22 protein-coding genes are annotated in these 26,342 nt (G+C 42.8%); 13 read left to right on the top strand and 9 right to left on the bottom strand.

Annotated elements, in window-relative coordinates:
- Positions 1-2,733, bottom strand: a 2,733-nt coding sequence (locus G3569_RS15815) for a lamin tail domain-containing protein (protein WP_205720243.1), incomplete at its 3' end; no start/stop codon positions are given.
- A gap of 289 nt (positions 2,734-3,022) precedes the next feature.
- Between G3569_RS15815 and G3569_RS15810 the strand changes: the two genes are divergently transcribed.
- Positions 3,023-3,430 carry a hypothetical protein gene (locus G3569_RS15810; protein WP_165270968.1) on the top strand — a complete coding sequence of 136 codons (408 nt, stop codon included), beginning with the start codon at positions 3,023-3,025 and terminating at the stop codon, positions 3,428-3,430.
- A 65-nt stretch (positions 3,431-3,495) separates the two neighbouring features.
- Here G3569_RS15810 and asd read toward each other — a convergent pair whose 3' ends face one another.
- Positions 3,496-4,551: an aspartate-semialdehyde dehydrogenase gene (asd, locus tag G3569_RS15805; RefSeq protein ID WP_205720242.1), complete on the bottom strand. Its 1,056-nt coding sequence runs from the start codon at positions 4,549-4,551 to the stop codon at positions 3,496-3,498.
- A 185-nt stretch (positions 4,552-4,736) separates the two neighbouring features.
- Between asd and G3569_RS15800 the strand changes: the two genes are divergently transcribed.
- Positions 4,737-6,209 carry a glycine--tRNA ligase gene (locus G3569_RS15800; protein ID WP_165270964.1) on the top strand — a complete coding sequence of 491 codons (1,473 nt, stop codon included), beginning with the start codon at positions 4,737-4,739 and terminating at the stop codon, positions 6,207-6,209.
- Positions 6,210-6,281: 72 nt separating this feature from the next.
- Here the strand turns inward: G3569_RS15800 and G3569_RS15795 are convergent, their stop codons facing one another.
- The 4 genes from G3569_RS15795 to G3569_RS15780 form a co-directional block, all read right to left on the bottom strand.
- The gene (locus tag G3569_RS15795) at positions 6,282-7,343 is read right to left on the bottom strand and encodes an alpha/beta hydrolase family protein (protein WP_165270962.1); all 1,062 of its coding nucleotides are present in this window, start codon (positions 7,341-7,343) and stop codon (positions 6,282-6,284) included.
- 4 nt (positions 7,344-7,347) lie between these two features.
- Positions 7,348-8,001 carry an SdpI family protein gene (locus G3569_RS15790; protein ID WP_165270960.1) on the bottom strand — a complete coding sequence of 218 codons (654 nt, stop codon included), beginning with the start codon at positions 7,999-8,001 and terminating at the stop codon, positions 7,348-7,350.
- Positions 7,998-8,267: an autorepressor SdpR family transcription factor gene (locus tag G3569_RS15785; protein WP_165270958.1), complete on the bottom strand. Its 270-nt coding sequence runs from the start codon at positions 8,265-8,267 to the stop codon at positions 7,998-8,000. Before G3569_RS15785 ends, G3569_RS15790 begins: the two co-directional genes overlap by 4 nt.
- Before the next feature lie 153 nt (positions 8,268-8,420).
- The gene (locus G3569_RS15780) at positions 8,421-8,993 is read right to left on the bottom strand and encodes a superoxide dismutase family protein (RefSeq protein WP_165270956.1); all 573 of its coding nucleotides are present in this window, start codon (positions 8,991-8,993) and stop codon (positions 8,421-8,423) included.
- A gap of 185 nt (positions 8,994-9,178) precedes the next feature.
- Here G3569_RS15780 and G3569_RS15775 point away from each other — a divergent pair, with 185 nt between their 5' ends.
- A complete protein-coding gene (locus G3569_RS15775) occupies positions 9,179-9,607 on the top strand; it encodes a VOC family protein (RefSeq protein ID WP_165270954.1) in 429 nt (142 codons plus the stop codon).
- A gap of 88 nt (positions 9,608-9,695) precedes the next feature.
- Here G3569_RS15775 and G3569_RS15770 read toward each other — a convergent pair whose 3' ends face one another.
- Positions 9,696-11,690, bottom strand: a complete 1,995-nt coding sequence (locus tag G3569_RS15770; RefSeq protein ID WP_240894746.1) for an ABC-F family ATP-binding cassette domain-containing protein — start codon at positions 11,688-11,690, stop codon at positions 9,696-9,698.
- 87 nt (positions 11,691-11,777) lie between these two features.
- On the opposite strand from G3569_RS15770, the gene G3569_RS15765 reads away from it, so the two are divergent.
- Positions 11,778-12,869 (top strand): CNNM domain-containing protein, encoded by a 1,092-nt coding sequence (locus G3569_RS15765; protein ID WP_165270950.1) that lies wholly within the window; start codon positions 11,778-11,780, stop codon positions 12,867-12,869.
- On the opposite strand, the gene G3569_RS15760 is transcribed toward G3569_RS15765, so the two are convergent.
- On the bottom strand, positions 12,866-14,215 hold the full coding sequence (locus tag G3569_RS15760; protein WP_165270948.1) for an aspartate kinase: 1,350 nt from the start codon (positions 14,213-14,215) through the stop codon (positions 12,866-12,868). The two genes, G3569_RS15765 and G3569_RS15760, sit on opposite strands and share 4 nt — an antisense overlap.
- 114 nt (positions 14,216-14,329) lie before the next feature.
- Here G3569_RS15760 and G3569_RS15755 point away from each other — a divergent pair, with 114 nt between their 5' ends.
- From G3569_RS15755 to G3569_RS15715, 9 genes are all read left to right on the top strand, one after another.
- On the top strand, positions 14,330-14,896 hold the full coding sequence (locus G3569_RS15755) for an RNA polymerase sigma-70 factor (RefSeq protein ID WP_165270946.1): 567 nt from the start codon (positions 14,330-14,332) through the stop codon (positions 14,894-14,896).
- Positions 14,897-15,054: 158 nt separating this feature from the next.
- A complete protein-coding gene (locus tag G3569_RS15750; RefSeq protein ID WP_165270944.1) occupies positions 15,055-16,116 on the top strand; it encodes a FecR family protein in 1,062 nt (353 codons plus the stop codon).
- 156 nt (positions 16,117-16,272) lie between these two features.
- Positions 16,273-17,703 (top strand): TonB-dependent receptor plug domain-containing protein, encoded by a 1,431-nt coding sequence (locus G3569_RS15745; RefSeq protein WP_165270942.1) that lies wholly within the window; start codon positions 16,273-16,275, stop codon positions 17,701-17,703.
- 12 nt (positions 17,704-17,715) lie between these two features.
- On the top strand, positions 17,716-19,740 hold the full coding sequence (locus G3569_RS15740; RefSeq protein ID WP_165270940.1) for a SusC/RagA family TonB-linked outer membrane protein: 2,025 nt from the start codon (positions 17,716-17,718) through the stop codon (positions 19,738-19,740).
- 18 nt (positions 19,741-19,758) lie between these two features.
- On the top strand, positions 19,759-21,246 hold the full coding sequence (locus G3569_RS15735; RefSeq protein ID WP_165270938.1) for a SusD/RagB family nutrient-binding outer membrane lipoprotein: 1,488 nt from the start codon (positions 19,759-19,761) through the stop codon (positions 21,244-21,246).
- A gap of 20 nt (positions 21,247-21,266) precedes the next feature.
- Positions 21,267-21,749, top strand: coding sequence for a hypothetical protein (locus G3569_RS15730; protein ID WP_205720241.1), 483 nt, complete (start codon positions 21,267-21,269; stop codon positions 21,747-21,749).
- Between the two features lie 89 nt (positions 21,750-21,838).
- Positions 21,839-22,750, top strand: coding sequence for a serine hydrolase (locus G3569_RS15725; RefSeq protein WP_165270934.1), 912 nt, complete (start codon positions 21,839-21,841; stop codon positions 22,748-22,750).
- 27 nt (positions 22,751-22,777) lie between these two features.
- Entirely contained in the window at positions 22,778-23,773 is a 996-nt protein-coding gene (locus G3569_RS15720) for an NAD(P)H-dependent amine dehydrogenase family protein (RefSeq protein WP_165270932.1), read from the top strand.
- A 112-nt stretch (positions 23,774-23,885) separates the two neighbouring features.
- Complete coding sequence (locus G3569_RS15715; protein ID WP_165270930.1) at positions 23,886-25,265, top strand: D-alanyl-D-alanine carboxypeptidase/D-alanyl-D-alanine-endopeptidase; 1,380 nt, start codon at positions 23,886-23,888, stop codon at positions 25,263-25,265.
- A 32-nt stretch (positions 25,266-25,297) separates the two neighbouring features.
- On the opposite strand, the gene G3569_RS15710 is transcribed toward G3569_RS15715, so the two are convergent.
- The gene (locus G3569_RS15710) at positions 25,298-26,269 is read right to left on the bottom strand and encodes a S1 family peptidase (RefSeq protein WP_165270928.1); all 972 of its coding nucleotides are present in this window, start codon (positions 26,267-26,269) and stop codon (positions 25,298-25,300) included.
- Positions 26,270-26,342 lie beyond the last annotated feature (73 nt).

Genomic DNA, 26,342 nt, shown 5'->3' with positions numbered 1-26,342 from the left:
ATTATTAAGAGAGGGGAAATCAGCCATTACCACCAAGTTGAGATCCGGGTAGTCTGAAAGCAGGGTATTGTCTGGGGCAATAACGGCAAAGCTATCGGGCGGTATAATAAATTGTGAGTTACTGATAGAACTTTTATTTCCGCGATTATCACTCAGTGTCCAGTTACGGAGGTCGAAAGATTTTGAGGTCGGATTATAAAGTTCAATAAACTCTGTAGTTCCGGCAGCGGGTTCATAGTTGAACTCGTTGACCAAAACATCTCCGGAATCTGCAGTCGATACTTCGTAATAGGTAAATGAGGTATCGGTAGAAGTAATCGTATTTGAAAATATGTCGGTAATATTCTCTATTGTCAGTGTATATTCCGTAGCATTTTGTAACTGGCTTCCGAGTTGTAAGAACACACTATCGGATGTAGCATAGGTGACGCTGGAAATAGCGGGACCGCCATTTAAGGAGTAATTGCTGGTATTTTCTGCTGTGCTCTTATCCAGTTGTTCAGAAAAAGTAAGCGCCAGCTGTGAACTGGAGCTTATTGTCAGTGATTCAAGGGTCGGAGGGGTCGTATCCGGCGCAATTTCATTAGCATTGCCGGGGGTTCCAAAACCGTTGGGTGCATCGCCCCAGTTACTTTGATAGGTTCCGCTCACTGAAACAGATCGACGTTCTTGGGCAACTTCATCACTGCCCCAGTCAGAGCCAAATGTTAACGAGTCGAGTAAGGTACCGCTGCTGTTACGCAGCTGAATTTTGTCTCCGCCGTTGTTTAGGGAAGGGAAACTGCTCATTACCACTAATGCAATATTTGGGTAGTTGGATTCGAGGGTGTTATCAGGAGCGATAACCACAAAACTATCGGGGGGGACAATGAACTGGTTCGCCGTAATCTTATCCTGGCTATTATTGGCATCACTGAGGGTCCAATTAGCTAAGTCCAGGGATTTTGAGGAGTGGTTGTAAATCTCAATATATTCTGAGCTGTTTGAGGGGGGCGCTGCCATATATTCGTTAATAGCTACATCTCCGGAGTCAGAGGGAGAGATCTCATAATAGGTAAATGTACTGTCAGCATTAGTGGTGGCGTTGCCGAAGATATCTTCTACGCCGGAAATGGACAGGGTATATTCTTGGTTGTTCTGTAATGCCGAACCAAGGGATAGTTCAACGAGATCAGAACTGGACTGGGATGCCGAACTAATACTTATTCCGGTGATACTGTAGTTAGATGCATCAGTAGCTGTTGAAGATTCCAGGCGTTCATCAAAACCAATTTCCAGCGTTTGATTGGAAACAATATTCAGGCTGGTAAATTCGGGAGCAGTATTATCTTCTTGCACCTCATTGGGGAAGCCCGGCGTGCCATCTGCGGAGCTGGGAGAGTCGCCCCAGTTTTCTTGGTAAATACTTGCTGTTGAGGCAGATCGTCGTTCTAATGCTACATCCGTTCCGCCCCAGTCAGAAGTGTAAGTTAAGGAATCTACTTGTGTACCCGTATCGTTAATCAGCTGAATGGCATCGGAATCGTTATTCAAAGCTGCCATACCACTTAGCTCATAATAGGCCCGGCCCGAGGGCAGGGCAGAGGTGTCCCCGGAGATAACCAGGAAACTGTCCGGTTCTAATACAACGGGATCTGTATTAAATGGGTCTGTACCGCCCTCATCTCCAAGTTCCCAATTGGCAAGGTTCAGTATCTTGCTACTGGTGTTGATAAGTTCTACATATTCTTCTTGGATGGCTGAAGGTGAACCGGGCGGATCATATGTAAATTCATTGATTTTGACATCGCCGGCTTCATAATCCCCATACAAAATAAAGGACTCGGTAGTGTTTGCATCAATAGTATTGCCATCGATATCATCAATATCATTGACTGTAACCGTATAGCGATTACTGGGCAGGGCAGAACTAAAAGTGAGGCGCACTACATCAGAAGAGGGGAGACTTGTACCGTCAGGATTGTTAATGCCATTATCGAGAGAAAAGTCAGAGGTGGAGACGGTAGCCCCATCAATATCCAGGTTGAATTGGAGATCGAGCGTTTGATCGTCAACAATAGTTATACCGGTTACATCCAGTGGAGGATTAATTTTGGTGACTTTAACATCATCGTAAAAGAATTTATCAGAACGGGTGCTTGTATAATCACCGAAAAAACCGAGATAGCTACTGCCGGTATGGTTGTTGTCGGTGGTGGTACCCTGGGAAGTGTAGGTTGTGCCTCCACTGGTATCTACCAACAATTCCCAATTGCCACTGAGGTCGCGCGTCACTTTTACACGTACCGTTACCGGGCTGGTATTAATAAGGTCATTAGTACCATCAATGATTTTGGTCGTTGTGCTCCCATCTTGGCGGTACAGGCTTATTTCATCATCGCTATCTCCAATTTCAACATAGTAACCGGTTACATCTCCTTTCATATTTTGGGTGTCAGAAATAATATAGAACCGGGAGAGATTACTGCCCGAGGGATTAAAGTCCAGTTCAACTAAAGCTTCCCATTCTCCATAAGCGGCTGTTGAAGAAGTGGATATTACGGCTTCACTGGATTCGGATGGGGCATCGAGCTGCAGCTGGTTGGATCCGTTGACGATATACTTCGACTCGCTGTCGGTCCAGCTGGGATTGTTAGTATGGTCACCATCACTGAAATCATCATCAATAGTTACGGTTTGACCAGCTACAAAAGATGGTATCGAAAATAATACAAGCAGGAGAAGGTATTTCACGAGCTGTTTCATGGGGCAAAATTGTTAGCTTTGTGCAAGGATACTAGAGAACCCAATGAATGGCAAGGAAAGAAGGAGAGTTTATAAAATCTTAAAAAAGAAAGAGGTGAAACTGCTTTCAACAGTTTCACCCCGGAAGGACATTTGATATTGCTCTCTATTTCAACGGCTTTACGCTTTTCAGCGTTTCTATAAGTAAGACCGTTGAGAAAGGGAATCCTTACAAATTTTTTTAAATTTTTTTATATACTCTTTTCTGACTGTCGCAAATCCTATAATTATTTACAAAATGACCTATTCAAATAGTCGTTCAGTTCCTTTTGAGATCCCCAATGTTACGCATGGAATTCACTTGGCAAAGGGAATTATGAAAGCCAAAAAAGAGGGCATCGAGCTGGAGTATGAGATTCAGGATGTACTTTTTGGGATAACCCATACTGATGTGCAAACGGTATTTTTATCGTATGATAAGATACAGGAGGTCCGGTTCAAGAAAGGTTGGTTTAGCGCCAAGGTTATTATTGAAGCCAACAGTATGAAAGATGTGAAGAGTATTCCGCAGGCAGAACAAGCTTCTGTGACGCTCAAAATAAAACGAAAGCACCGTGAAGAAGCAGAGCAGGTTATATCTCAGGCGCGGTTACAGCTATCAGAGAATAAGTTGAGTCAGCTGGACGATGGGAATACTGACTATTAGAATAAAAAAGCCTCTCCCGGAGTTATATTCCAGGAAAGGCTTTTATTAAGTTGAGAGATACTATTTTAGCTGATATAGCCTTTGGCTGCCAACAATTCAGCATTTAAGATTGCCCCGCCTGCGGCACCGCGGATGGTATTATGGGCCATGGTTACGTAACCAATATCCATTACGGTACCCTCGCGCAGACGCCCCACGGCCGTTTGCATACCGCCTTCGCGCTCGGCATGAATACGGGGTTGTGGATAACGATTCTCTTCATACAACCGAATAGGGGTTGAGGGAGAAGAGGGAAGGTCCAGTTCTGCAATGGGGTTATCCCAGTCAGTGAAGGCCGTTTTTACCTCCTCAAGGGAAGGGGTGCCTTTCAGCTTTGCGGCCACCGAAAGCAGGTGCCCTTCAATGGTAGGTACACGGACAGCCGTTGCCTGGATAGTGAAATCTTCAAAGGCAATACTATCTTCATCCAAAGAACCCAGAAGTTTTGTCGATTCGGTTTCAACTTTGGGTTCTTCACCGCCAATATAGGGCACAACATTGGCTACAATATCCATGCTCGAGACCCCGGGATATCCGGCTCCGGAAACCGATTGAATAGAGGTAATCACCAGCGAGTCAATGCCAAAAGCATCGTGCAGGGGTTTCAGTGACATCGAAAGTGGTACAGATACGCAGTTGGGATTAGTGACAATCCACCCGCTGCCATCTTCGGTAAACGATTGCTTTTCAATGAGTGCAGCGTGTTCAGGATTTACTTCGGGGACCAGCAGGGGTACCTGATCGTGCATGCGGTAATTTTTGGCATTTGAGATCACGGGAATGCCTGCTTCGGCAAAAGCTCGTTCGATCTCTTCTGCTACAGAAGAATCTAAACCGGAGAATACAAAGTCAACATCGGCAAACTGTTCGGGGCTACACTCCTGAACAGTCATATCCGCGGCTCTGGCAGGCATCTCGGTTTTCTCAATCCAGTGTGCAGCGTGTTTATATTTCTTTCCGGCAGAGCGTTTAGAGGCACCGAGTGTTTCGATGGTGAACCATGGATGATCTTCTAATAAACGAATAAATTTTTGTCCTACAGCACCGGTGGCACCGAGAACGCCAACCTGGAAAGAATACATAAGCATTAAATATTTAAGAGATTAAATGTTAGTTGTTTCGAAATGTGTAAATGCCTGTGTTACATATTGGGCTTCACACGAAACGCACTTAAAATACGTATAAAAGGATAATTAATTAAAGCGGTATTTTTTGCTATCTTTGGGCATCTTTAAAATCATTATTCAACAAAATTTATAGCAGTTACATGTCAGTTACTGAACTCGATAGTTTAGATACGCTCGTTTCGTTGGCGAAAGCCCGCGGTATGATTTATCAATCCTCAGAGATCTATGGTGGGCTCGGCGCCGTCTACGATTATGGTCCTTTGGGGGTAGAGCTCAAACGTAATATCCGTGATTTCTGGTGGAAAGAGATGACCCAGCGTCATGATAATATTGTTGGGCTGGACTCAGCTATTTTTATGCATCCCAAAGTGTGGGAGGCCAGTGGACACCTGGATGGGTTTAATGATCCCATGATTGATGATAAGCAGTCGAATAAACGCTATCGAGCCGATATGCTTATTGAGAATGAGATTGCTAAGCTTCGCAGCAAAGACAAGGCTGAAAAGGCTGATGAGCTGCAAGAACTGTTGGATACGGCCGGTTCGCGTAATGGAGTATGCGAGGATCTCTATGAAATTATTATGGAAAATGAGATTCGAGCGCCTGAATCGGGGGCTTTTGAGTGGACGGAAGTGCGCCAGTTTAACCTGATGTTTAAGACCCAGTTTGGAGCAACTTCTTCCGGTGATGACGGGGACGATGCGGTGTACCTGCGTCCCGAAACCGCCCAGGGCATTTTTGTAAACTTTAAAAATGTAATGGATACGGCGCGCCAGAAGGTTCCTTTTGGTATTGCACAGGTTGGTAAGGCTTTTCGAAATGAGGTGGTAGCCCGCCAGTTTGTTTTTCGCATGCGCGAGTTTGAGCAGATGGAGATGCAGTATTTCGTTGAGCCGGGTACGGACGGTGAAAGTTATGAAAACTGGCTGAGTGAACGGTTGGACTGGCATAAGGCGCTGGGTATTCGTGAGCATAAGCTCCGTACGCACCCACATCCCGAAGATAAGTTGGCACACTATGCCGAAGCTGCTGCTGATATTCAGTATGAGTATCCTATCGGATGGCAAGAGGTCGAAGGTGTACACAACCGAACCGACTTTGACTTAAGCCAGCATAAAGAGTTTTCGGGCAAGAAGCTTGAGTACTACGATCAGCAGCAACAGAAGCGCTATGTGCCCTATGTGATTGAGACTTCTATTGGGCTGGACCGCACGGTAATGATGGTGCTTTGCGATGCTTACCGCGAGGAGGAAGTAGACGGTGATACTAGAACTGTTTTAAAGCTGAACCCTGAATTAGCACCGACGAAAGTGGGTATCTTCCCGCTTATTAAGAAAGATAAGCTGCAGGATCTGGCGCATAAGATTACCGATGAGCTGCGTGAAGATTACAATGTGCTGTATGATGAGTCCGGTTCTATTGGTAAACGCTATCGCCGACAAGATGAAGCGGGAACGCCTTTCTGTGTTACGGTTGATTTTGACGGTGTGGAGTCGGAAGGCGAAGATACGGTAACTATTCGTTATCGCGATGATATGACACAGGATCGTGTGCCGGTAAGTCGCCTCAAAGAGGTGATCGATGATAAAATGAGTAGCTGGCAACCGGAGTAATTACGTTGAACATTCAGTTTATAATGAGACTTTCCAGGTTTCTAAAACCTGGAAAGTCTCATTATTTGGTGATCAGTTAATCCAGTTTACTATTGTAGAGGTAAAGCCATCTACAAATCTGTTTTCAAGTTGACCGTATTCCCGTACTTTACCCGTTTTAGCCTTTTGAAAAGGGTGATTCGCATTGGGAAACACTTCAATTTGGTAAGGCACTTCTGCCGATTCCAGGGCCTCTTTAATGGGATCTTTGTTCATTTCTACCGTTACCTGAGTATCTTTGCTCCCGAAGAGTACAAGTACAGGAATATCCAACTTCTTTAGATCAGAAGTTGGTTCATAATAGAACAGCGATTGGAGTTGTGGAGATCGGTATGTTTTGGTGAGTTGATTGACTTGTTGTTGTGCCATTCGAGATGCTTGGGACGAATCCATGCCAACGCTGCGCTGTATAGCAGCAAATTGGTTTCGATACTTCTTCTGGCTCTTGCTAATATTGGTATCTTTTTTGATTGCGTCCATTAGCTGCTCGCGCGCATCGATCTCTTTTGCGGCAAGTGCTGAATCAACAAAAGCACGAGAGAAGGCTCGTTGAACCTGATATCGTATCACTTTTTGCAGGGGAATACCGGTTGAGGCCATTAAGATGAGTTTATCTACGGATTTATTTCCGATGGCTACCTTACCTCCAACAAGGCCTCCCTGGCTGTGTCCCAGTAAAATAAGTTCAGAAAAAGAGGGGGTATTCTTTTTTTGAAAATGCCTGATTATTGCTTCCACATCAGAGGCAAGCATATCTAGCGTTGCTTTTGCAAAGTTTCCGGTAGATGCTCCCACTCCGCGATCGTCATAGCGAAAGGTTGCAAGGCCGTTGGAGGTGAGCGAACCTGCTAAAAGGGCAAAGGGCTTAAAGTCGCTGATCGGCTTCATCGTCGCATCGCGGTCTTGAGCTCCGCTACCGGTGATCATAATAACCAACTTGTCAGCTCTTTGTTCGGTGGGCCAACTAAGGGTTCCGCCAATTTTTATAGAGTCATTTTTGATGATCAGCTCTTTATGATTATAGTTTTCCGAATATTGGGCCCGTGTAGTCAAACTAAATAGTATTATCAGTATAAATAGGCTGAATTTTTTCATAATGTCATGACCATTTTTTGTAAAGATAAAATGAGTAAAGTGCGGGTATGAGGGCCAATAGAACAACAATGACGGTAAAAATGGTGCTGTAAACAGAGAACTCAAACAGGGGATACATCAAAAGAAGTAGCAGTCCGCCTGCGACCCAGATGTATGAACTTAGTTTATGTGTTTGCCGCCAGTTGTCGGCATCTTCCAGGGCCCAGGGCACGCGTATCCCAATAAAATAATTGGGCTTTATCGTGCGCAGGTAATTTCCCATGACCACGAAAAAGAGGGATAGACCGAGGTACAGGCCTCCTTGCGTTGCTATATTATATCCCATGGCTTTGCTGATAATCCAGATGTGAATACCGAGCATGAGTACGACGGTTAATGTCCGCAGTACCGGAATGGGTTTTTGATCGATGGTAATACGTTGTTTGGGATCGATTTTTGGCAGGTATAACAGCAGCAGGTAGATCCCAATATTTAATGCCGGCAAGAAGAATAGACCAAAGTTTTTGCTGCTGTAGCCATCAACTTCTCCCTGCATATTCCAGTGGGATGGGATACGTTCTGGCAGTAAATCCCAAATAAAGGGAATAGCTACAATGGGCAGGAGCAATAAAAAGATATTGTACCACTCTTTTTTGATAGCGTATATGAGCGATTTCATGATGAATCAGATTTATTTAGGATTTCCAGAAACCAGTTTGCTGCTTCTTCTACGACCGTGGTGTTAATGGCATACCGGATGAATTGTCCGTCTCGTTCACTGCTGATCAGTTTTGCCTGTTTTAGGATATCAAGATGGTGCGAAATACTGGGCTTACTGATATCGAATTGATCAGCTATTTCACCGGCAGTCATATCCTTGTCCTGCAGCATCTGCAGAATTCGGCGGCGCGTTGCATCGTTTAAGGCTTTAAATAGTGTATTCATTTAGATATTTAGATAAACATCTAAATAGAGAATGTCAATTGGCGTTTATCGGAGAGGTGGGAAAGTACAGCTGAATAAGAGGAGAAAAGGAAGACTTTCCAGGTTTTAGAAACCTGGAAAGTCTTTGAGCATTAGGTCAAATTGGTCGTGTAATTACATACCGGTATTTGCAATACCAACAACTCCGCAACCTACACGGGGTCCGGCCGCTCCGGAAGGCTGTGATTCCAAGTCATCTGCGCCGCCATGCAGCACTACTCCGCGACCGATAATGCTGTCGGCGCCGTTAAGTTCGATAGTAGAATCCATATAATCGATAGTCGCGTTTCCATCGGCGTCAGCTTCAATATTACCCATGTCCCCGACATGTCGACTTTCGGCATCAGGTCCGGCGTGTTTGTTATCCGCGGGATTGTAGTGTCCACCGGCCGAAGTTCCGTCATCAGCGCGGCAGTCGCCATACTGGTGAACGTGAAAGCCATGCTTGCCTTCACTTAACCCGCTGAGATCGGCCTGCACGCGAACACCTTTTTCCTTTTTTGTAAAGGTGACAGTTCCGGATACCTCATTGCCCGCAGTAGCATGAACAACAGCAACAGCTTGGGAATGTTTAGTTGCCGGCTCGGCCATTTCTTTTTTCTTTGTTTCTTCAGCTTCTTGTTGAGCACAGCCGATGGCTGTAACAGTTAATAAGAGCGCTACAAAAACGTTTTTTAATAATTTCATAAGTACTTTTGGTTTATTTTTAATTTCAATCCTGTCTATTAACAACACGCAAGTTGTTCACATTCAACCAGACATAAAAATGGATGAGTGTAAAAAAAGTTGAATTCTCGCAAATTAATCGCATGAATGGCAGATGATTTATATTTTCTTTCTCACTAATTATAACAAAGAAAAGTTTCTATCTAATGGCTGATCAACAAACTCCATTATTTCACTTGGCGTTTCCTGTATCTGATATCGAAGAATCGCTTACATTTTACCGGGATGTACTGGGATGCGATACGGGAAGAAGTTCTGACAAATGGATCGACTTTGACTTTTGGGGACACCAGGTTGTGGCGCATCTGAGCCCCGAAGAAGCGGGAAAATCAAGTACAAATGATGTAGATGGGCATGAAGTACCGGCCAAGCATTTTGGGTTAATCCTTGAGTGGGAGCAGTGGGAGCAGCTGGCAGAGCGGCTACAGGATAAAGGCGTAGAATTTATTATTGAGCCCTATGTTCGTTTCGAGGGAGAACCCGGAGAGCAGGCAACGATGTTCTTCAAAGATCCCAGCGGCAATGCCCTCGAATTCAAAGCCTTTCGTAATAAAGAGCAGATATTCGCGACATAAAGGCAAGTAGTGAGATTGTGAGATATGAGTATTGAGATGGTTATGAGGTGTCTCAAATCTCATAGTCTCATATCTCATCATCTAGCCTTTAACTAAACTCTTCTTCAATTTCACTCATCTTCATCGCCAGCTCTTCCCACTCGGCATAGACCTCTACCAATTCGCCCTTTAACTTTTCATACTCCATAGAGATCTCTTTAACTCGGTCCTCGTCATCATAGAAATCCGATTGTGCCATCAGATCTTCAATCTCTTGCTTACGCTCTTCTTTTAGCTCAATCTCTTCTTCCAGCGGTTCAATCTTCTTTTTGAGCGGCTTTAACTTTTTACTCTTTCGCTGACGCTTTTGTGCAGCAATGCGTCGTTCTTCTTTACGAGAGAGCCCATTCTTTTTGTTGCTTTCGGAATTATCTTGTGAGGCATCTGCTTCTTGCTCCCGTTCTTCTACTTTTTCTAAATAATAAGAAACGTTACCTACAAAGGTATTGGTGGTTTCAGGTCGTACTTCCAGGGTTTTATCAACAATAGGGTCCAGGAAATCACGGTCATGTGATACAATCATAAAAGCTCCTTCATATTGTTGCAGGGCCTGTTGCAGGATGCTTTTTGACTGCATATCGAGGTGATTCGTGGGCTCATCAAAAATAAGGAAATTAGCAGGCATCAAGAGCATGCGAGCCAGGGCCAGCCGACTTTTTTCACCGCCCGACAACACAGAGACCTTTTTAAAAACATCATCCCCCTGGAAAAGGAAACACCCCAATAGCGTACGGAGTCTTGTCTCTGTGGCTTTGGGGGCAGCATCACGCATTATTTCAAACACCGTTTTGTCAAGATCCAGCTCATCGGCCTGGTGCTGGGCAAAGTATGAAGTGGTGACATTATAGCCGGGTTCTCGATTGCCCCCGTCAATATCTTCGATACCCGAAATAATACGGATAAGGGTAGATTTACCCGCTCCGTTGGGCCCGACAACTGCAATTTTATCACCGCGATCAATAGTGTAAGAAAGATCCTCAAAAACAACATTTTTACCGTACTGCTTTCGGACATCTTCAAGCTCCATTACGACGGCACCACTGCGTTCCGGTGGTGGAAATTCAAAAAAGATCTCCTCTTCTCGTTCATCAAGTTCAATAATATCCATCTTTTCCAGCTGCTTGATACGGCTTTGCACCTGGGCCGCTTTGCTGGCGTTATATCGAAATTTATCTATAAACTCCTGTATCTCTTTGATCTCTTTCTGCTGATTTTCATAGGCCTTTCGCAGATGTTCCTTGTAGTCGGCATGTTTTTCTTTGTAGTAATCGAAATTGCCGGCATAATCGAAGAGTTCCCCATTTTCGAGAGCCAGGGTTCGCTTGGTTATTTTATTAAGAAAAGCTTTGTCGTGCGATACAATGATAACAGCGCCATCATAACTGCTCAGGAACTGTTCTATCCAACGCAGTGATTCAATATCCAGGTGGTTAGTGGGCTCATCAAGCAGCAGATACATGGGGCGCTGCAGTAGTAATTTACCGAGAGCAATACGCATCAACCACCCGCCGCTGAACTCCGTTGTCGAGCGATTGAAATCTTCGGGGGTAAATCCAAGTCCCATCAATATTTTTTCAATATTTGATTCAAGAGAATATGCTCCTGATCGTTCAATTTTACTCTGCAGCGAACCAACCCGCTCCATCGCTTTTTGATATTCCGGGCTCCCTTCATCAAGGTTCGCAAGTTTTTCTCGTGCTTGTTGAACCGCTTTTTCCAGCTTTTGAATGCCTTCAAAAGCACTTTCCACCTCTTCATAAACGGTAAGGTCGGGATTAGGATCCACCCCATCTTGGGGCAGATATCCCACCGTAGCAGCCTTCGACATATTAATGGTGCCGGAATCTTGGTTTATTTCACCGGCAATAATTTTGAGCAGTGTAGATTTACCTGCTCCGTTGGGCCCAACAAGGCCCACACGTTCACCGGGATTGATGATCGTACTGATTCCGTCAAACAGCGTATCTTCGCCAAACGTAAGCGATATATTTTCGAGTTGAAGCAATAAAATGGATTTTTTAAAATTGGCATTCAATATAACCATCACAGAGGTAGAGCTAAACGATTTTTTGAGAAAAAGTTAAACAGATCGCTTTTTTCAAATAACCCGCATTTCTACTATTTTTCGCCTATGTATTTACTGATTTTTTATTTATCACTTGCGATCGGAGTCTCATTTCTGTGTTCTTTGTTGGAGGCAACGCTCCTTTCGGTGAGCCATTCCTATATCGCTATTATGGAGCGAAAGGGAGTGCGTACCGGAAAGTTGTTGCGCCGTTATAAAGAGGATATCGATCGCCCGCTTTCCGCCATCCTCAGTCTTAACACCATTGCCCATACGGTAGGAGCTGCCGGTGTCGGTGCTCAGGCACAAATTGTTTTTGGGGATGCATACGTAGCAATATCTTCGGCTGTACTCACATTTTTGATTTTGGTGCTCTCAGAAATCATCCCAAAGACTATTGGCGCAACCTACTGGAGAAATCTGGCGCCCTTTGCAGCTCGCACCCTTCGCATTCTGATGGTTTCGCTATATCCATTTGTGGTAATGTCGCAGGCGATCACTCGTTGGTTGTCGGATGACAATAACTTGCCCAGCTTTAGCCGTGAGGAGTTCGGTGCCCTAGCAGACTTAGGGGTAGAAGAGGGGGTTTTTGAGGAAGAAGAATCCCGAATTTTTAAGAACCTGATTCGCTTTAACTCTCTGCGGGTTAAAGATATTATGACACCGCGTACTGTGGTCGTAGGATTCGAGGAAGATCTTGAAGTGGGAGATGTAAGTGAAAATGTAGAACAGCTTCATTTTTCACGTCTGCCGGTATATGGTAAAGAGCGGGATGAAATAACAGGTTACGTTCTTAAGAATGATTTGCTGTTGATGATGGCTCGGGGGGAAACCGACCAGCAATTAAAAGAGTTAAAGCGTGATATTTTAATTGTGCCCGAGATGATGCCCCTGCAGGATTTCTTTGAACGCCTGATGACAAAGCAGGAGCATATCGCTATTGTCGTTGATGAATACGGCGGTTTCGCCGGAGTGGTAACGATGGAAGACCTTGTCGAAACCTTGTTGGGGATGGAAATTATTGATGAGGTAGATAATATTGAGGATATGCAGAAGATGGCCCGTAAAAAATGGATGGAGCGTGCCAAACGATTGGGCATTGTACCGGAAGATGATGGAGAAACCAGGTCGCTGGATTCCCCACCTAAAGCTAGTTAAAACAGTTGTTGGTGTATCTTCTTTACAGAGGATCTGATATGTTCTGTTGGCAATACAATATTTAAGTTACCCTTTGCCTGGCTGAAAGAGATCATATGCATGGAAGTGCTGTTGATGGAATTTACCACCCTTTTGATTAGCGATTGGGTACTTTTTGTAGTGCAGCCGACCAGGCTGATGATACCTTGTTTCGATTCCAACTCTACCGAGCCATAGGATTGTAGCTGTTCGATGGCCTCATCAATACGCTTGCCATTCTCAATAGCGATAGAGACCGACGCTTCTGTTGTAGTAACGACATCAACAGGCAGGTGGTGCCAGCGGAGAATGTCAAAAACATTAGCTAAAAATTCATATCCCATCACCGTATTGGATGAGGTTACGGTAATAACGACACACTCTTCTTTAAAAGTCATGGCTTTAACCCCTTCGGCTTCTTTTGTCTCATGGGAGATAAAAGTACCGGGTTCGTCGGGCTCAAAAATGTTTTTCACCCCTATAGGGATCTGTTGTTCAGAAGCCGGTTTTGTTGTAGAGGGATGGAGTACTTTTGCCCCAAAATAGGCTAACTCTGTAGCTTCCTGAAAGCTTAGTTGAGAGATTGGTTCGGCATCCTCAATAAGACGCGGGTCGCAGGTATATATGCCACTGACATCCGTCCAGATCTCTATTGCATCGGCACTAAGGGCCGCGCCGACTAGACTGGCTGTATAATCCGAACCTTCGAACCCAAGTGTAGTTGTACGTTCGCTGGCATCTTGCCCATAGAACCCGCCCATCACCGGTATCTGTCCGCCACTCATCAAACTTTTGAGTTCAAGAGCTTTTTGCTCTATATAATCGATGTCGGGATTTGCTTGCCCAAACTCCGAATCGGTACGAATAATATCTGTAGCATCAACCCATTTCATAGGAGCGCTCACAATGGTGCCACATTGAACAAAAAGGTAGGATGACAAACGCTCACCAATGGAGAGAATAGCATCTTTCTGTTCGAGAGTTAATTCTTGGGCATCGTTAATCTCTACAAGAGCCTGATGAAGTTCTGCGATCTGTTTTTCGATCCATCGTATACAATTTTTATGGACTTGCGAATTATTATCAGAATAGGTGCTTGTAAAGTTTGATATCAATCTTTGGTGTCGCCGTTGAATATCTTGTGCTTTGTTTTGGGCCTCGGATAGATTTTCAATAGCATTGTTGGCCGCGGCCAATAATTTACGGGTGGTTCGGGCAGTTGCTGAAACAACAATAAAAGGAGTTTCGTATCGGTCAATGATTGTTAATACGCGTTGCCAGGTATCGGCATCGCCCATGGAAGTACCGCCAAATTTGAGGATCTTCATTCGGGATTAGGCTTATTAATTTTTAATAATTATTTAATAGGTTTGATATATCAGAATTTAGGAAGGACAAATTTATAAAAACGGTTGGTGGGTTTTTAGTTTTTAACGAAGTATATGGACATTATTGAAGAAAAAAAGAATAAGTCTGAAGAGCAGCTGGTGGAAAAGATCCGCGAGGGTAACCAGCAGGCTTTTGAGCGTCTTTTTTTCGAATACTTTTTTGATCTCTGTTCTTATGCTTTGCAGATTACAAAATCCAATGAACAAGCAAAAGATGTAGTACAGGAGGTGTTTTATAAAATATGGAAACGCCGCCGGAATTGGAGCGTTTATACCTCTATTAAAGCCTACTTGTTCCGGTCTGTTCGAAACGAGGCTTTAAATCTTATCAACAAGAGAGGTCGTCGTGAAAAACTAAAAGAACAACTATCTGACACAACAGAAAAATATACTTCCAAGCAGTCTACACAGAAAAATGAGGGTGATGAAAAGCTGATAAAAGCTGTCTGGAATGTCGTAAAAGAGATGCCTCAGCGTCGTCGTTCGGTATTTGTACTGCACCGCAAGCATGGCCTCAGTTATAAAGAGATTGCTGAGGTACTGGATATCACCAGAAAAACAGTTGAGAATCATATGGGGCTGGCATTGGATGATATTCGCGGCAGTATTGATATTGAATAAATAATATCGCTTCACTACACCTTCTTCTGCATTTCTGATAGATGTCCTAAATAAATTAGGCAAACGATACTTTTCTTAAATTTTCTTTGGGGGTAACTGTTTTCGCAACTGTCTTATAGGTGAAGATGGATTCTAAGACTAGATAGAAAATTTATTATATGAAGTTTAATGACGTTGATGGCCGATTATTGGCTCGGTACCTGGCAGACGAGTGTACAGCCGAAGAAACACAAAAAGTAGAACAGGGGGTTGCAAAAGATGTTGAAAATGCACAAAAGCTAAAACAATTTAAGCGTATCTGGGATATTTCGGAAGAGGATCACAGTTCCATGCATGGTGTTTTTGATACCGGTGAGCAATGGCAACAGTTACAATCGCGCCTGGAAAAGGAGGGAGAATTGAACCGGGAAAGTAAACGGGATTCCTTTGCTGCAAAATATCGTTCAGCCTCTGTTCATTCAATGACCCAAAAGTTAATTCGAGTAGCTGCAATATTTTTGATAGCAGGATTAATAGGGGTATTTGCATATCAGAACTGGTATGAACCGAAACCAGAAGTTTCCGAAACAGTTCTTCGGGAAGTTAGTACCGCCAATGCCCAACGCGTTAACCTCAGGTTGGCCGATGGCACAGAAGTAATGTTAAATGCGGACAGTGATATAAAGTTTCCCAATCAGTTTGATGAAGATATCCGGGAAGTTTACTTGATGGGGGAAGCCTATTTTGATGTGGCTACTAATTCCAAGCGACCTTTTGTGATACATTCGCGAGGAGCTGTAGTTCGGGTTTTAGGTACTGCCTTTACTGTTCGATCGTATGAAGAGGATCGCCAGGTGCAAATTGTGGTTGAGGAAGGAAAGGTATCCGTAGAAGACAGCAGTGCAGAATCAGCTAACAAGGCTTTGCTAACAGCCAATGAAATGGGCAGTTATTCATTAAACAGTAATGAGATCACTACTTCAAAAGTAGATGACATACAGTTATATCTCAGCTGGAAAAAAGGATACCTCAAGTTTCGAGACAAACCCATGAAAGAGGTAGCTCTGGCACTTGAACGCCGATACGGGGTAGAGGTTTCATTTCAAAGTTCAGAAATAAGGGATAAACAACTGACGGCGTTCTTAAAGAGTCGGTCAATTAAAAATGTACTTAATGTAATAGCGATGTCGCTGGATGTTGAATATGAGCTTACTGAGAACCGGGTTATTTTTACCCAATAAAGATTTTGGCATATAACTAATAACTACTAATTAATCGCTAATAAATGCGTAATAATGGACTACTAAAAGAATGCAGGGATAGAAGTAGAGCATAAATTAACAAATCACTAGAGGTTGTCTCTCAATAAATGAACAGTTTAAATGGAGGTTAGTACTATGAATAAATTGCTATCAACTCAATTAAAAAAGATGGTGTTGTGGAGTCTGTTGGGGGCTTTACTGCCTTTAAGCCAAGGTTTCTTTACCGTGGCTAATGGCCAATACCTGACGTCGGTTTCGCAGGAGGCTACGGCACAGTCATTTTATGCTGTCGAAACATATTCCGATCAGGTTTCGGAATTACAACAGATCATCTCTCTTGATCAAAAGGAAGTACCCCTTCGAAAAGTGCTTGAAACAATTGTTTCTAAGACAGGGTTGGGACTTGCCTATAATGCCGAGTTATTTTCACTTAAACAGCCGGTTACAATAAAGCAAGATTATATCACTGCAGGTGATGCCATACAGCGAATTCTAAAGACGACAGAATACGAAGCAGTGATCTCTAAAACACGAGAGATAGCTCTGAGGAAACGCACTTCGATACCCTTAAGGGAAGTGTATGTACAACAAGAAATTACTGGTACGGTAAAAGATGCTGAAACCGGTGAAACAATGGCTGGGGTTAATGTATTTGTGAAGAATACTACTGTTGGTACTTCTACAGATGAAAGGGGACGGTATTCATTGAATGTTCCGGAAGAAGCAGATACACTCATCTTCTCTTTTATTGGATATAAAAAAGAGAGAGTTCCCATTAATGATAGAACAACTATCAATGTTACAATGACGCGTGAGGCCCAAGCCTTTGATGAGCTAGTGGTCACCTCATTTGGTATAGAGCAGGAAAAAAAGTCATTGGGATATTCTGTACAGGAGATTTCAAGTGATGAGATCGCCGAAAGTGGAGAGTCTAATTTAGTAAGTGCTCTGCAGGGTAAACTTGCAGGTGTAAATATTCAAAATACCAGTGGTGCTGCTGGAGCAGGGATGGATATTACGATTCGTGGAATTTCATCTCTTAGTCCCAGTGGAGATAATCAGCCGCTGTTTGTTATTGATGGAGTGCCTGTAAGCAATGAAACCAATTATGGTAATGTACTGCCCAGCGAGGGAACCAACTCACCCGGTAGTGCAGAGCAGTTTTCATTTTCGAATCGGGGAGGTGATATAAATCCTGATGATATTGAGAATATTTCGATTTTAAAGGGACCGGCGGCAACAGCACTGTATGGTCAGCGAGCAGCTAACGGAGTGGTCGAGATTACGACTAAAAAAGGACAATCAGGAAATACCCAAGTGACTCTCAACTCGAAGGTGGGCTTTAGTGAAGTTAATAAGGTCCCCGAGATTCAGGATGATTATCAGCACGGATATTACGGGGCTTTACCTTTTCGAGAATTTGCCTATACATTTTGGCAGTATGGTCCACCTACGACAGCGTCTTCCAAAGTGTATAATAACTTTGAACGCTTTTTCCGTCGCTCAATGAATATTAGTAATTCTTTGAGCATATCCGGTGGTAATGGGAATACGACGTACTTTTAATCTGTATCTAATGTGAATGAGGAAGGGATTGTACCGAATACGGAGTGGAGTCGAACGACTTTCAAGCTATCCGGTTCACATAAAGTTTCTGATGCTTTCGATATTTCTGGATCGGTTAACTATTCGAATTCCGGTGGAGTGAGACCAACAGGAGGAGATAAGTCAATTATGAGCTCTTTGAGTTATTGGACTCCTTCTAATGATGTGAATGATTATGAATTTCCGGATGGTGACCAGAAGAACTACTCTGGGTACAAAAGTAATCCCAATTCAGGATTTATCGACAATCCGCGATATTTTGCTGAACATAGTACGCTTAAGGATGATGTGAACCGCATTATTGGAAATGCAGGATTAAGTTTTGGCCTTACCGAATGGCTCACTTTAGATTACAAATTTGGTGCGGATTACTATAACGATGCCAGAGAGCGATTTGTTCCCCCGAACTTGGATGTCGGTACACAGGTTAACGGTTTTTTAGTCAAAGAGCAGATCAACTATCGACAGTTGAATTCAAATTTATACCTTCGGGCCAATCACAGTTTTACTGATAAAATGAGTGGTTCTTTAGTAGTCGGTAACCAGGTTACCGATGTCAAATCGGAACGTTTGAATACCCGAGGTGAAGGGTTGAATATCAGTGATTTCCGATCGTTGGCAAATACAACAAATATTTTTACCAGTGAATCGGCCATGTTACGGCGGTTAGTTGGGGTATTTGCGGATGTTAAACTCGAATATGACGGGACTTACTTTTTGACCGTTACCGGGCGTAACGACTGGTCTTCTACATTGCCAGAAGATAACAGGTCTTTTTTCTATCCGTCGGTTGGTTTGGGATATGTGTTTACAGAAGATCTGGGATTAGCAAATAGTGAGTGGTTTCCTTTCGGAAAACTTCGCTTTTCTTGGGCAAAAGTGGGAAAAGATGCCCCTGCTTACAGCGTAGGTCAATATTTTGAAGGCGATTCAGATTTTCCCTTTGGGAGCGTTGGCGGTTTTAGTAAAGATACTCGGGCAGGGGATCCCAATCTAAAGCCTGAGATTACAACTTCGTATGAAGTGGGAACAGATTTGCGCTTTTTCAATAATCGTTTACGCTTCGATCTTACTTACTTTAAACAGACAAGTAAAAACCAGATTGTTGCATTTCCTGTTAGTAACCCCTCAGGTTTGTCTCGCTATACTACCAATGCCGGAGAGATTGAGAGCAAAGGACTTGAAGTACTCGTTAATGGTACCCCCATTAAAACTAGCGACTTTAGCTGGGATTTGGCTGTTAACTGGTCTTCGGTAGCAAGTGAAGTAACAGAGATGCCTGAAGGGCTGGATGTTATTGAATTTGCTAACAGTGGTTTTCCGGGAGTCGTTAACCGTATACAAGAAGGAGGAGAGTTGGGAGATCTATACGGCTATACATTTGAATATACTGATAACGAAGAACTGTTAATTGCGGATGATGGTTTGCCAACTATTAGAACTGATACCTTGGTAAAGGTAGGAAATGCCCTACCCGATTGGCAAGGTGGTATTACTAATACCTTCAACTATAAAAACCTGTCTTTGTCGTTCTTACTAGAAATTAGGATGGGGGCTGATGCTTATGATTCCGGACAACGTAACAGTATAAGAAACGGGATTTTAGAAATAACAAAATGGAGAAATGATGAGGTTATTTTCCAGGGAGTAACGAGTGATGGGTCTTCCAATACTACGCCTGTACGTTTAAATCAAAGCGTGTATCGTAGTTCAACTCGTTTTAACAGAGCATCGGAGATATTAGTACAGGATGCTTCGTGGATTCGTCTGCGAAATGTGCGTGTCTCGTACAGTTTGCCAGCTAAACTTATTCAAAAGCTACCATTGAAGTCAGCTTCATTTGGTGTTTCAGGCAGAAACCTGTTCCTGAACACTCCCTTCAGAGGTTTTGACCCCGAAGGCCAACAGTTTTCGGCTGGCTCAAATACCTATGGGTTCACCGGTCTTAATATACCGCCGACACGAAGCTTGTCATTCAGCATGAATCTTAAGTTTTAAAACCAAGTGGAAATATCCATGAATAAATTACAGCAATATATTACGACGTTAGTATGTATCCTGGTAGTTTTTGTATTTGGAGCTTGCGAAAACTATTTGGGAGGAGATACCAATAAAGATCCTAACAGGGTGTTTAAAGATGAGATTGGGCTCGATGCACTGTTGCCTCCTGTGCTCGTCTCAACCAGTAAAGCTCATTTTGATATCGCTTTTACGTTTTCTCAATATTCACAACATATCTCTTTTGTTGGTGAAACGGACTCTCATGAGGAGGCACAGTTAGCCGGCGCGTGGGTTGAAATCTATTTGTCGAGTCTAAACAACCTCGATGAGATGGAGCAAAAAGCGAAAGAGACCGGGGCTTCTCATTACTTGGGTATTGTTAAGGTTATGCAGGCTTATAATTTGAGTCTTGCTACAAATACATGGGAAAACATACCTTGGAGTGATGCCTTCAAAGAGGGTGAATTTTCACCAAGTTATGATAATCAGCAGGAGATATACAATGCTATTGACCAGCTTTTAAATGAGGGAATAACGGAACTGGAAAAAGCACCTTCTGAATTTAATGAGCCGGGAAGCGATGATATCATATATGGTGGCAATATTGATAAATGGATAAAGACTGCCTATGCCTTGAAGGCTCGTAATGCTATTCATGTGACGGAGCAAGGAGCTGTTGCAGCTGCTGATAATGCCCTCTCAGCTCTGAGCAATGCTTATACCAGTAATGCAGATGATTTCCAGATAAATTACAATAATGAGAAGAATCTGAACCCCTGGCATACCAGCGCGTACTTAGCAGCTCAAACAGGGAATCCGGCTCCGGTACACTCCGATCAACTGATCGATATGATGAACGGAGAAACTTATCCCGAGGCCGATCCACGCTTGCCCATTATTGCCGATAATGGTGGAGATACAGACTACTATGGTAGCGAAAATGGAAACTTTGGGGTTAATGAAGATGCTCCGGACAACAGCTCAAATACAGCTTTTACAGATGAGACCTTTCATTCTCGGGCAGCAGCTCCCATCATTATGATGACCTATGCAGAAATGAAGTTTATTGAAGCTGAAGCTGCTTTTCTAAAAGCCAATAATGGTAGCGAATCAGCGACCGGAGCGTCACAACAGGCTTATGATGCCTACTTGGCGGGTATTAGTGCAAATATGGATAAGCTGGGTGTATCAGCTAACGCAAAGAACAATTATATAAATGCTGCCAGTGTGGATGTTGGTGCAGGTAACTTAACTATGGAGCTGATAATGAAAGAAAAATTTAAGGCTCTATTTCTGAACCCGGAAGTCTATAATGATTATCGGCGCTATGATTTTGACTCGCAAATATTTAAAGATTTGGCGTTACCTGCTGATCACAATGACGAACTGGATGGAGTGTGGATACAGCGGGCGGTATATCCAAGTTCTGAACTGAGTCGAAATCAGGAAGAGGTTAAAAAGGCTCAAAAGAGTATTGCAACCCCAATGTGGTTTTATAATTAATCTTAAAGATATTCAGAATTATGAAAAAGTTAATTGTTATGAAAAATACCGTATTGTTTTTGGTTATGGCTTTTCTGTTCGTTTCATGCATGGAAGAGGATAACTGGTTGAAAGATAATATGAAGGAGACCGGAAACTCGTATCCTAATATCTCAGACTTTGAAATTATAGATAAAAAGGATGAGTACCAGGAAGGAGAAACGGTGCAGATGGACCTTCTTTTCTGGTCTGAAGATCCTGTTAAAGAGATCGTACTTAAAGATTCTGTTGTAAGTCAATCCTCACAGCAAGTATACGGTAAGTGGGGGTATGAAGAAGCCAGCTTTTCGGAAGCGAGTCAAACAGATTCGTTACGCATAGCGTATACCATACCCACCGTTCCAAATGATACTACAGAGATAAATTTGGAGGTTCAGGTAGTAAACGAAAATGGACTGACAATGAATAATGTTGATACCGATAACTTTGCCGCTGGTCCTATTGATATTACCGTTATAAAATAGAGTGCGTATCAAATATTTAATATGCCAGGCTCTTTACTAGGAGGGCCTGGTTTATTATTACAAGCTCGAAATAATCATATTCTTCGCCTATGATAAAAAAACGATCTGTAACGATCTTATATGCTTTTATTTTAATTGTTTTCTTCTCTTCTTGCACTTCCTCAAATTCTGTTGAAACTGTCCGTGGTCTTAAAAGTAAGATCAAGAAGCAGTTAAAAAAGGTAAAGGGCGATTTTGCAGTAGCCTTTAAAAATCTGAGCGATACCAGCCAGGCTATTTATATCAATGAGCGAGAGAAATTCCATGCTGCCAGTACCATGAAAACACCGGTAATGATTGAGCTTTTTAACCAGGCAGAGAACGGCAGATTTTCGCTGGATGATTCTATCACTGTTAAAAATGAATTTCGAAGCATTGTAGATAGCAGTCGTTATGAAATGGATATATCGGAAGACAGTGAGGGCAAGCTCTATGATATGATCGGTAAGAAAAGGTCGATCCGCCAACTGATTACTGATATGATTACCATGAGCAGTAACCTGGCAACAAACATTCTTATCCAAAAGGTTGGTGCCCACAACGTGACACAAACGATGCGTAGTTATGGTGTTGACAGTATTATGGTACTGCGAGGGGTCGAGGATATTAAGGCATACGAAAAGGGACTCAGTAATAGAACTACAGCACTTGACGAAGCAATTATTTATGAACAGCTGGGCAAGGGGCAGGCAGTGAGCAGGGAGGCTTCGGAGGCGATGATTGAAATCCTTATCGAACAACATTTTAACGAAATGATTCCGGCTCAGCTTCCGGAAAGTGTAGTTGTGGCTCATAAAACCGGCTGGATTACCGGTGTCAATCACGACGCGGGGCTCATTATTCTTCCGAATGGACATAAGTATGTATTGGTTTTACTTTCAAAAAATGCCCCTAACCGAGAAAGAGTGCAGTCGGCATTTGCTGATATTTCCGGAGATATCTACAAGTTTATAGCTAACTAATGTAAAAAGAATTACTAGAATAGTTTTATGATGAATATTGTACAAATGGGACTTGGCCCGATAGGACAGCAATTAACACGCTACCTGGCCGAGCGCGAAGGTATTTCTATCGTGGGTGGGATTGATCCGGATCCCAATAAAATTGGTAATGATCTCGGTGAACATGCAGGACTGCAAAAAATAGGAGTTGAAATTGCGCCGGACTTGGATTCCGTTGCTTTACTGGATAAAGCCGATGTAGCCGTTATTACGACCTTGTCATCCCTTAAAAAGGTATCACCGCAGATTATTGAAGCAGCAGGTCATGGTTTGGATATTGTTTCGACCTGCGAGGAACTTTCGCATCCCTGGCAAACACAGCCTGAAGTAGCAAAACGGATTGATGAACATTGTCGAAAGCAGGCGGTTAGTTGTCTGGGCACGGGAGTAAATCCCGGTTTTTTGATGGATTATCTGCCTTCAGTATTAACATCAGTATGCCAGAAGATTGATAAGGTAAAAGTGGAGCGCATTCAAGATGCCGAGCCGCGACGTAAACCCTTTCGAGATAAAATTGGTATAGGGCTTACAGAAGCAGAATTCAAAGCTAAACGCGATTCCATCAGGCACGTAGGAGTAGAGGAGTCGGTGCGTATGATTGCCGATGCTATGAATTGGCAGTTGAGTGATGTTGAGGAGACATTAGAACTGGTGAAAGCTGACCGGGATTTGAAAAATGATCGGATAGATGTTGATAAGGGGCAGGTTTCTGGAGTTAAACAGGTAGGGCGGGGTTATAGAGATGGAAAGGAGGTTATCACTCTCGTTTTTAAAGCTGCAGCAGGAGTTACTCATTCTCACGACACTATCAACATTTCGGGAACTCCGACTTTTACTTCAACTATTGACGGGGGTATTAATGGTGATATTGCAACTTCGGCTATTACAGTAAATGCAATTTGTTCGGTTCGCGAGGCAGGGGCAGGTCTCAAAACGATGTTGGATATACAGGTTCCTGCCTATTTTGATGAGGCGAGCCCATAAAACCTATTATGGCAGATCATTAAATTTATTATTATAAATATTGTTCTACTAAGTTAGTGTTGATCTTAAGATTTGCTGACGCAATAAAGTATTAATCGACATCACTTTTCTGATGAAATTATTTCGTATATCTTGTTTTATTTTTGGGTTGGGAATGTTCATGCTCGGTGGATGTCAAACAACCGAAACAATAGTTGAAACCACCACGAAGAAATCGAAGTCTCCCTTTGCGGTAATGTTTGATACTTCCAAGGTGTTTTCATCTAACCTTACCGGTTTTGCCCTGTATGATCCCCAAGAAGATACTTTGATTTACGGACATAATGAGGGGCGTTACTTTACCCCGGCATCAAATACCAAACTGTTTACCTTTTATGCCGGTTTGAAACTGTTACCGGATTCAATTCGGGCATTAGAGTATGTGGTACGCGGTGACTCACTTATTTTCTGGGGTACGGGAGATCCTTCATTCTTACACCCCGAGTTTGGCAACGGGAGCGTATATCAATTCCTGAAGAACAGAGAAGAACAACTGTATTATTCGGATTCCAACTTTAAGAGTAAACGCTTTGGACCCGGATGGGCCTGGGATGATTCTAACTACTACTATCAAACCGAAAAGAGCCCACTGCCGATGTATGGTAATACAGCTACGTTTACAATAGAAGAAGTAAAACGGCGACAGGTTGTTACTACTGATAGTGGTTTAGCAGTGTCCCCACCGATCTTTCGTTCATATATAAACAAAGAGGTAAAGAAGATCCCCAACGATCCTATACTTTTTCGAGGGTTCACAAATAACGAATTTGAGTATAAACCACAGGCCGATACTAAAAGGTATACCATTGATAAGCCATATCATTATACGCCAGAACTGATTACCGATATGTTAACTGATACCTTAGGCAAATCGGTAACGTATTTAAGAGATATAACAAAGCCAGATTCAGCACAAGTAATTTATAGTATTAAATCTGATACGGCATACAAACGAATGTTATTACCAAGTGATAACTTTATTGCCGAGCAACTACTTTTGGTAGCTGCTGCAGAATTGGGGAATCCCTTGAATTCTGATAGTACGATCGAGAAGATGAGTAATGAGTATTTCGATGTTCTCCCAGATAAACCGCAATGGGTTGATGGGTCGGGGCTGTCTCGATACAATATGTTTACTCCCCGCTCTATTATTCACCTGCTTTGGCTAATTGATGATGAATTTACTGAGGATAAAAATCTCTTTCATCTATTTCCTGCAGGAGGTGAGAGTGGTACCATTAAAGATTGGTATCTTCCTGCAGAAGGGGATAAACCGTATGTATTTGCCAAAACAGGGACCCTCAGCAATAACCATAGTTTAAGTGGTTATCTTATTACAGAAAGTGGCAGAAAGTTGATATTTAGCTTTATGAATAATCACTATGTAACATCAACATCAGTAGTTAAAGAAGAAATGGAAAAAATATTGAGGTTTATCCACAGCCGTTTATAACGTCCAAGATAAAAAAGGTTGTACTAGGTTAGCTAATCTCTTATAGAATATCGGAAGCCGTTTTCAGTAATTTGCTGCTGATGATTCTCTATAAAGTCTTTGATTGTATTAATGGGGATAGCTTGAGTAATTCCATATGAAATTCTCACTTTCTTTTGCACAAAAGCTTGGTCTGCATAGGGTTTTGCCAGCTTGCTGTAGTCTTTATTAAATGTACGTGGTACCAATATATTTTCCTCCGATGCTGTTGCAGAACGTGCCATGCCCACCCATTTAAAGTCGTGAAAATTATTCTTGCTGGCTAATACCAGCCCGCCACTAATCCCCGGATTAAATAAAGCGTCTGTAAGAAAAAAGTGTTTGTTTTTTTTGGGGCGTGTACTTGTAATACCGCGGGTTATCATTGGATATCCACTTGGGAAGCCTAACACATAAAGGAAGGACCCCATTTTCAGATCATCCGAATCTCCGAGGCCAAACTGAATAGGGGGATGAGGTAGCTTTTCATCTTCGCGGATGTCTACAGAAAGTAGTGCTATGTCATGGTTTTCATTAGCAGCAATAATATTAAAACTATAGATTCTGTTTTTGGTAAACAGTAGATTATTTTGTTTGTGTTTAATGCTTATTGATTTGACAAAAGTCTCCTCTGGAATATCGCTGCCCTCAAAATAGCTAATAACAGTATCGGGTGATGATACTACATGTTGGCAGGTAATAATTAATGAGTTGCTAAAAGCGTTCTCTAATACGATACCTGTTCCGGCAGTACTCTCTTCAGAAGAGTAGTGGGCATCAGCTAGTTCTTTCGGGGTATTGGTTTTAATATCATCGAGCGTCAGGTATGCTTCGTCGAAGGTATAGGTATCATAAAAACTTGTAGAAAGAATTCTCAAAATAGAGCTGCGAGCATCCTCTATATGTTTCGATATATCGTAGGTAGGGAAGCTTGTTGTATAGTGCTTCGTAGCGGTACTGTCCTGGTTGTTGGAAGAAAAGAGCATAGCAGAACGGCTACAACTAAGTTGAAAGCTTAACCCTGCAGTTACCAATATGCAAATCACCCATCTATACATG

Origin of the sequence: Fodinibius halophilus, from assembly GCF_011059105.1 — a bacterium.
GTDB classification, from domain to species: domain Bacteria; phylum Bacteroidota; class Rhodothermia; order Balneolales; family Balneolaceae; genus Fodinibius; species Fodinibius halophilus.
This window is presented reverse-complemented; position numbering and strand designations above follow the sequence as displayed.